Below are 8718 nucleotides of genomic sequence, written 5' to 3'. Positions count from 1 at the left end.
GGCGGGCGGGGTCCCTTTGCTGACCTGCTGATAAACATGCTCCGGGTCGCGGCGCACCTCAAAGGTTTCCCGCCACTGACTGCGGAACAGCTCGATAGCATCTTTATCCGTCGGGAATTCGTGAGCAGGCAGAAGATTGATCGCATTCACTTCATCGAGGGTGCGCTGGGTGTCGACATCAAAGGTGCGCAGGCTGTCGATTTCATCATCAAAGAAATCAATCCGGAACGGCAGTTCGCTGCCCATCGGAAACAGATCCAGCAATGCGCCGCGAATGGCAAACTCGCCGTGCTCCAGTACTTGTTCGACACTACGGTAGCCGCCCTGAACCAGCTCTTCACGCAGCTTATCCCGCGACAGCTTTTCCCCTTTGGCCATCACCAGCGCATGACTGGTGAGAAATTCAGGCGGACATACTTTCTGCATCAGTGTATTGACCGGCAGAATCAGTGCGCCTTTTTCCAGGGTCGGCAGACGGTATAACGTGGATAACCGGTTGGAGATAATCTCCTGGTGCGGCGAAAAACTGTCATACGGCAGGGTTTCCCAGTCGGCAAGGGTTTCTGCCGGGAGCGCGGTAAACTGGCGGATTTCATCCCGCAGCCGCAGGGCATTCTGCATATCGCGGGTCACCAGGATAACGGGGCCGTCGTGTTGTTCAATTATCGACGCGGTTTCCACCGCACAGGCTGCACCGGTCATTTCACCGAGCTGGCGGGTGTCTGCGGCACGGGCCGGGAGTTCATAGCGTGTTTTCAGCGACATTCGGTTTTCCATCGGGCTGCGTGTTTCTGTCAGGTAACAAGGTTCTGCCATACCGGAGTGGCTTGTCCGGGCAATAAAAGGCCGCCGCGCTGCCGGTCCGGAGGTGGTCTGATACCGGCAACACGCTGACCGTCAATGAAAAAAAACTGCCGCAAACGGGCGGGAGTGGTTCCATTCATCAACCGGAGCCTTTATTATCCCTGAACACTTCGCTTTGGCAACAGGGGCGTTCAGATTTCATGTTTCAGTCTGTCTCATTTTTAATCGGTCTGCGTTACATGCGGGGACGCGGCACGGATCGCTTTGCCCGTTTTGTCTCGCTGCTTTCCGCCATCGGCATCACGCTGGGGGTGACAGCACTTATCACCGTGACATCCGTGATGAACGGTTTTGAACGCTCATTGCAGCAGAGTATCCTCGATTTTATGCCGCAGGCGGTAATCACCACCGGAAACGGTGTGCTGGATCCGCAGACACATCCGGTCTCACAATTAGCCGGGCTGCGTGATGTGGTAAAAACCGCCCCGATTGTCACCGGTGATGTGGTATTGCAGAGCACCGGCAATGTGGGGATCGCCTCCGTGACCGGAATTGATCCGCTGGGGGATGAACCGCTGATGAATTATCTGGTGAATACCCGGCCATCCGACCTGGCGGCAGGTCAGTATCATGTGGTGGTCGGCGAAGGCGTGGCGAAACGCATGGGGCTTAAACGCGGGGATAGTGTCCGTATCCTGGTGCCGAATGTGTCGCAGCTGACGCCGATGGGACGCATCCCGAGCCAGCGCCTGTTCACCGTGGCGGGCTTTTTTTCCTCCGGCAGTGAATCCGATAACACCCAGGTGCTGATGAATCAGGAGGATGCGGCACGTCTGATGCGCTATCCGGCGGGTAATATCACCGGCTGGCGTCTCTATCTGTCACAGCCGTTACAGGTGGACAGCCTCAGTCAGCAGACATTACCGGAAGGGCTGGTCTGGACAGACTGGCGCGTGCAGAAAGGTGAGTTTTTCCAGGCTGTGCGCATGGAGAAAAATATGATGGGGCTGCTGCTCAGCCTGATTATCGCCGTGGCCGCGTTTAATATCATTACCTCACTGGCCTTGCTGGTGATGGAAAAACAGACCGAAGTGGCCATCCTGAAAACCCTGGGAATGACACGCGGCAAAATTATGCTGATCTTTATGATTCAGGGCGCGGGGGCAGGGATCCTCGGCTCGGTGATCGGCGTTCTGCTGGGCACACTGCTATCGTCACAACTGAATATTCTGATGCCGCTGCTGGGGCTGATCCCGAAAGGAATCGCGCTGCCGACGGTCATTGAGCCGCTGCGCGTCATCACTATCGGCGCGGCTGCCATGCTTATCTCGTTATTATCCACACTCTGGCCTGCGTGGCGGGCGGCAGCGGTACAACCCGCGGAGGCTTTACGTTATGAGTGAGTTATTACTGGCATGTCGTCAGTTATGCAAATCCTATCATGAGGGCACAGTGGAAACTGATGTCCTGAAACAGGTTAATTTTGAACTCCGTCGCGGGGATATGCTGGCGATTGTCGGCAGTTCCGGCTCGGGGAAAAGTACGCTGCTGCATCTGCTCGGCGGACTGGATTCCCCGACCTCCGGTGAGGTGATTTTCAACGGCACGGCACTTTCCGCCATGAGCCAGAACGCCCTGTCGGCGCTGCGCAATCAGGAAATGGGCTTTATTTATCAGTTCCACCATCTGTTGCCCGATTTTACGGCGGCGGAAAACGTGGCGATGCCGCTGCTGATCGGCGGTATGGCGCGGGATAAAGCACTGGCACAGGCGGGGGAGATGCTGGAGCGGGTCGGTGTGGCCGCGCGCGCCCATCATCGTCCGTCTGAGCTCTCCGGCGGGGAACGTCAGCGGGTGGCGATTGCCCGTGCGCTGGTGAATAAACCGTCACTGGTGCTGGCGGATGAACCGACCGGTAACCTGGATCAGCGCAATGCGCAGAGCATTTTTGATTTGTTATCCGAACTGAATAAAACCCTCGGCACTGCCTTCCTGGTGGTTACCCATGACCTCGCCCTGGCGGCGAAAATGGGGCGGCAGATGGAAATGCGCGACGGTATTCTGAATGCACAGCCGGAGACGGCGCTATGAATGCACTACCGCTGTCATTACTGACTGCGCTGCGTTTCAGCAAAGGGCGGAAACGGGCGGGAATGGTCTCGCTGATTTCCGTTATTTCCACCCTGGGGATCACGCTCGGGGTGGCGGTACTGATTATCGGGCTGAGTGCCATGAACGGCTTCGAGCGTGAGCTGGAGAACCGGGTACTTTCCGTGGTGCCGCAGGGGCAGATTTCCACTGTTGAGCAGCCGTTTGATACCTGGGCGCAGAGCCTGCTGCGGATCAAAAATACTCCGGGTGTGGTGGCCGCCAGCCCGTATATTGAATTTACCGGGCTGGCAGAAAAAGGCAGTAAATTACAGGCCATGCAACTAATGGGCGTGGATCCGGTCACTCAGAAATTGGTGAGCGGATTGCCGGAATTTGTGGCGGATAATGCATGGGCGGATTTTCAGGCTGGGAAAAATCAGATAATCCTTGGTGACGGCGCGGCAAATTCCCTCGGTGTTGCGCAGGGTGACTGGCTCACCATCATGATCCCGAATCACGACAGCACGGAGCGCCTGTTACAGCCGAAACGCATCCGTTTGCAGGTCGCGGGGATTTTCCGCTTAAGCGGCATGCTGGATCACAGGCTGGCGCTGCTGCCGCTGGAAGATGCACAGCAGTATCTGGATTACGGTGAGGGCGTCACAGGTATCGAAATCCGTGTGGATAATGTTTTCAATGCCAATGACGTGGTTCTGCGGGCGGCGGAAGCCAGCCGTGAACATGTCTTTTATAAAAGCTGGATCAACGAATACGGCTATATGTACAGCGACATTCAGTTAGTGCGCAGTATTATGTATCTGGCCATGATTCTGGTGATTGGTGTGGCGTGCTTCAATATCGTTTCCACCCTGATTATTGCCGTGAAAGATAAAAGCGGGGATATCGCCATTTTGCGCACTCTTGGTGCGAAAGACAGCCTGATCCGCTCCATTTTCCTCTGGTACGGACTGCTGACCGGCATGGTCGGCTGTATCAGCGGGGCGGTTCTCGGCACACTGGCGGCGCTGAATCTGACACCGCTTATCCGCGGTATTGAATTTCTTATCGGGCACAAACTGTTGTCCGGCGATGTCTATTTTATTGATTTTCTGCCGTCGGAGCTGCGGCTGACCGATCTGCTGTATGTGGTCTTAACCACCATTGTGCTGAGCCTGCTGGCAAGCTGGTATCCGGCGAGACGCGCCTGCCGCCTTGAACCGGCACGTATTCTGAGCGGGCAGTAAAGCCCGCAGGAATTGTAATGATTTTTGAATCCGAAGTGCGGATGCATTACCCTGAACGGAGACAGTGATGAACAAAGGCCGGATTATGCGCAGAACGCACCGATTAAGAAAGTTACGCAAACAGCGGCGGATCCTGCGCCAGCGTTTTCACTTACGCTTTTTCTATCGCGATAAATGGATGGCCGGAAAAATGGATCAGTTTAAACCTAAAATTGTTGTGCTGACCGGCGCGGGTATCTCCGCCGAGTCCGGGATCCGGACATTCCGTTCGGAAGACGGGCTGTGGGAAGAGCACAACATCGAGGATGTGGCGACGCCGGAAGGCTATGCCCGCAATCCGCGTCTGGTGCAGCAGTTTTACAATGACCGCCGCCGCCAGTTACAGTCCCCTGACGTGCAGCCGAACCCGGCACATCTCGCCCTGGCGGAGCTGGAACAGGTGCTGGGGGATAACTTCCTGCTGGTCACCCAGAATATTGATAACCTGCATGAGCGGGCAGGTAGTCAGCGGATTATTCATATGCACGGCGAGTTGCTGAAAATTCGCTGTGCGATGTCCGGACAGGTTCAGTCGTGCACCGGTGACCTGTCAGCGGATGAGCGCTGCCACTGTTGTCAGTTCCCGTCACCGCTGCGGCCGCATATTGTCTGGTTCGGTGAAATGCCGTTCGGCATGGATGAAATCTATCAGGCACTGAATGATGCGGATATCTTTATCGCCATCGGTACCTCCGGGCATGTCTATCCGGCGGCCGGGTTTGTCCATGAGGCACGGCTGTGCGGGGCACATACAGTGGAACTCAATCTGGAACCGAGTAAGGTGCAGAGTGAGTTTGAGGAGTGTCACTACGGTCCTGCCGGGCAGGTGGTGCCGGAGTATGTCCGTCAGCTGCTGGCGCAGATTAACAACACTAAATCTGATTTGACGCAATAACTCAATTTATGTTTCCCCGATAATAAGAAATCAATGTTATTGGGGGAACACATGGATAAGTTATTAGAGCGCTTTTTCGGTTATGTCTCTTTTGACACGCAGTCGAAGCCGTCAGCCAAGCTGACACCAAGCAGCGACGGTCAGTTAAGGCTGGCGCGTGCTCTGGAAAAAGAGCTGAAAACGCTGGGGTTATCAGATGTCTCGCTGGATGATAACGGCTGCGTGATGGCAACGTTACCGGCGAATGTTGACTGGCCGGTACCGGTTATCGGTTTTATTTCTCACCTTGATACCTCACCGGATTTCTCCGGGCGTAATGTGAATCCTCAGGTTCTGGAAAATTACCGTGGTGGTGATATCGCACTCGGCATCGGCGATGAAGTGCTGTCGCCGGTAATGTTCCCGGTGCTGCACACCATGCTGGGTAAAACCCTGATTATGACCGACGGTAAAACCCTGCTGGGTGCGGATGACAAAGCCGGTATCGCAGAAATCATCACTGCCATGGTACGTCTGAAAAACAGTGATATTCCGCACGGTGATATCCGCATTGCCTTCACGCCGGATGAAGAAATCGGTCGTGGCGCGCAGTATGTGGATCTGAAAAAATTCGGTGCGCAGTGGGCTTATACCGTTGATGGCGGTGGTGTCGGTGAGCTGGAATATGAAAACTTCAATGCGGCGGCAGTTGCCATCCGTATTGAGGGCAATAACGTGCATCCGGGCAGTGCCAAAGGTGTGATGGTGAACGCGCTGTCACTGGCAACCCGCATCCACAGCGAATTACCGCCGGAAGAAACGCCGGAAAATACCGAAGGGTATGAAGGTTTCTATCATCTGCAAAGCATCAAAGGCACGGTTGAACGCGCGGAAATGAACTATATCATCCGTGATTTTGACCGTAACAATTTTGAAAAACGCAAAAGCAATATGATTGCGATTGCCGAGAAAGTCGGTAAAGGTCTGCATCCGGACTGCTATATCGAGCTGACGATTGATGACAGCTATTACAATATGCGCGACCATGTGGTGAAACACCCGCATGTGATTGAACTGGCCAAACAGGCAATGATTGACTGCGATATTGAACCGGATATCAAACCTATCCGTGGTGGTACTGACGGTGCGCAACTCTCTTACCGTGGTCTGCCGTGCCCGAATCTGTTTACCGGTGGTTATAACTTCCACAGTAAACACGAGTTTATCTCACTGGAAGGCATGGAACAGGCAGTTTCCGTGATTATGCGGATTGCAGAATTAACTGCACTGGATATGAAGAAATAAATAATTCACATATCAATTAAATATTATAAAGGCCATCTTGCATAAGATGGCTTTTTTATTAAATAAACTGACTTAAATAAACAGTAAGATTATTATGTTGATGTGATTTTTTATCACTCACTGATTAATCTTTGTTTTGTGTTTGTTTATCTCCTGCTGGTATAGTCATCCGCTTGTCAATATTTAGTGTATGATTATATCTGTTCAGATAATACATGTCATAAGAAACATATATTTGTTGAATATTTAAAAGGTAATTTTTATGTCTTTATTTAAAAGAAAGTTAATTATTTCATCCTTACTTTTATTTTCCTTTAATGCATTCTCTGCGGATGGTGATGTTAATGAAATCGCTCCGGAAGTCGACGTCGATCCCAAAGAAATAACAGGGAATATCAGATTTACAGGGAAAATCACTGACTCAAGCTGTGATATTACACTAAAAGATAAAGATGTTTATCTGGGCGAGCATTCAGTCGCTAAACTGAAGAAAAATGATGACAGAACGGAAGAAAAAGCCTTTGATATTTCTCTGATTAACTGTTCATTAGCAATGACATCGCTGAAAATCAAAATGGAGGGCACGGCGCATGCAGACAATGCAACGCTGTATGCATTGGATGCCAATGAAAAAAGTGCCGGAAAAGTAGGGATCAGCATTGCGACTGCTGAAGGGCAGCAGGTAACGCCGGCAGGTGGCTATCGTGATATTCTGCTAAAGGCCGATTCCCGTGATTATACTCTGAATTATACCGCAGCGTATCAGGCTACCGGCCTGGCAACACCGGGTGAAGGTAATGCAACGGTGAATTACACTGTTTCTTATGAGTAACATTTAATACCGGCGGCAACAGGTGTTGCCGCCCCGGATAAACAGCATCATGAAAATCGGTTTTACTTTTCTTATTATTACTTTTCTGACAATGAGTCAGGCGATTGCTGCCGTGGTTGTCGGCGGCACCCGGTTTATTTATCCGCAGGACAAGTAAACACCATGAATTTAACAGAGAAAACTTACTAGATTAACCCTAAGTATCAATGTATTACATGTTCTATGCATCTTCATCGTTCATAACAGGGTTAACTATGAGCATGTACTTTTCATGTAATAAACGAGGTTATTATATCTGGCAAAAATATCACCAGGGAAAACTTATAAGGTTTGATCTTAGAACAAGAGATTTTCATACTGCAATTTTACGTTCAAATGTTATTTTGAGTAAATATTTTAGAATTAAAGATAATAATCTGACATTTGATGAAATGAGAAGCCTTCTGATTTCAGAAAGGGATAGTTATATTGAATATGAAATTAAGAGATATGCAGAGGATTATTGCTGGGGGAATAATGTAATTCAAAATAATAAAATTCAAGATGAAGTTAAGCACTTAATAAGTGATGTGTCTATAGAATGGTATCGGTATATGTACAAAAAATGGCAACCTCTGACATTAAAATCTAATCAACATGCTGTAAATTTATTTATAGAATGGTATGGTGATAAAGATATACGTACAGTAACAAAAGAAGTTGTATCTAATTTTAAAAATAAACTAGTTGATATCTATCCTTCAGAAGTATCAAGGCAGAGTATTTACCGTAAAGTAGCAGCTCTATTTAATTTCTCTGTTAATCACAAAGAGTATATAATAAAAAATCCATTCACTGGAATGGGATTTATAAATCCAGAAAGTTTGAATAAGAAAAAATCAGTGGTACTTTCATCACATGAGAAAACATTAACTAATGTTAGGTATGGTTCGACAGAATGGTGGCTGTTGCAAATATTATATCATACTGGAATGAGAATTACAGAGGTTATTCAATTAACACATGATGACTATATAACGATAAATGATAAAGACGTAGATATTCATTGTATCAGTATTAATAAAAACAATGGGAAGAGAGTTAAAAATAAAGATAGTATTAGAACAATTCCATTGCATGAAAATTTAATTAGACATCGAGTTATGGATATAAAGCCAATATTTCCGTGGAATACATATCATATGGCATCATATATAGTGACAAAATTATTTAGAACAATAGGAGAGAAGCACTCTCCTCATGATTATAGATATGGTATGAGTGATAGGCTTCGAGATATTGAAAATTTACCGGATCATATCAGGTTTAGAATACTTGGACACAGTAATAACACTATTACAGATAGTATATATAGAAGTAAAGAACCAATATTATTAATGAAAAATGCTATTGATAAAACATAAATTATTTCAGTAACATGCTCATAGTTAACCCTGTTATGAACGATGAAGATGCATAGAACATGTAATACATTGATACTTAGGGTTAATCTAGTAAGTTTTCTCTGTTAAATTCATGGTGTTTACTTG

At 48.7% G+C, this 8718-nt stretch carries 7 protein-coding genes and 1 pseudogene; 7 read left to right on the top strand and 1 reads right to left on the bottom strand.

Going from position 1 to position 8718, the window contains the following annotated elements; all coding sequences use genetic code 11:
* Window positions 1-765 (bottom strand): annotated as a pseudogene (locus X965_RS18160) (transcription-repair coupling factor); the annotation flags it as partial.
* 239 nt (window positions 766-1004) lie between these two features.
* Here X965_RS18160 and lolC point away from each other — a divergent pair.
* From lolC to X965_RS18125, 7 genes are all read left to right on the top strand, one after another.
* Window positions 1005-2207, top strand: coding sequence for a lipoprotein-releasing ABC transporter permease subunit LolC (lolC, locus tag X965_RS18155; protein ID WP_004238098.1), 1203 nt, complete (start codon window positions 1005-1007; stop codon window positions 2205-2207).
* On the top strand, window positions 2200-2895 hold the full coding sequence (gene lolD / locus X965_RS18150; protein ID WP_004238099.1) for a lipoprotein-releasing ABC transporter ATP-binding protein LolD: 696 nt from the start codon (window positions 2200-2202) through the stop codon (window positions 2893-2895). Before lolC ends, lolD begins: the two co-directional genes overlap by 8 nt.
* Window positions 2892-4139: a lipoprotein-releasing ABC transporter permease subunit LolE gene (gene lolE, locus X965_RS18145; RefSeq protein ID WP_036419610.1), complete on the top strand. Its 1248-nt coding sequence runs from the start codon at window positions 2892-2894 to the stop codon at window positions 4137-4139. Before lolD ends, lolE begins: the two co-directional genes overlap by 4 nt.
* A gap of 85 nt (window positions 4140-4224) precedes the next feature.
* Window positions 4225-5073 (top strand): Sir2 family NAD+-dependent deacetylase, encoded by an 849-nt coding sequence (cobB, locus tag X965_RS18140; RefSeq protein ID WP_024473418.1) that lies wholly within the window; start codon window positions 4225-4227, stop codon window positions 5071-5073.
* A gap of 51 nt (window positions 5074-5124) precedes the next feature.
* On the top strand, window positions 5125-6357 hold the full coding sequence (pepT, locus tag X965_RS18135) for a peptidase T (RefSeq protein ID WP_004238103.1): 1233 nt from the start codon (window positions 5125-5127) through the stop codon (window positions 6355-6357).
* 262 nt (window positions 6358-6619) lie between these two features.
* Window positions 6620-7189, top strand: coding sequence for a fimbrial protein (locus tag X965_RS18130; RefSeq protein WP_004238104.1), 570 nt, complete (start codon window positions 6620-6622; stop codon window positions 7187-7189).
* A gap of 254 nt (window positions 7190-7443) precedes the next feature.
* Window positions 7444-8592 carry a tyrosine-type recombinase/integrase gene (locus X965_RS18125; protein WP_036419608.1) on the top strand — a complete coding sequence of 383 codons (1149 nt, stop codon included), beginning with the start codon at window positions 7444-7446 and terminating at the stop codon, window positions 8590-8592.
* Window positions 8593-8718: the final 126 nt, after the last annotated feature.

It is taken from the genome of Morganella sp. EGD-HP17 (assembly GCF_000512315.2).
Taxonomy (GTDB): Bacteria; Pseudomonadota; Gammaproteobacteria; order Enterobacterales; family Enterobacteriaceae; genus Morganella; species Morganella morganii.
The sequence above is the reverse complement of the archived record's forward strand: the minus strand, read 5'-3'. Positions and strand labels throughout refer to the sequence as shown.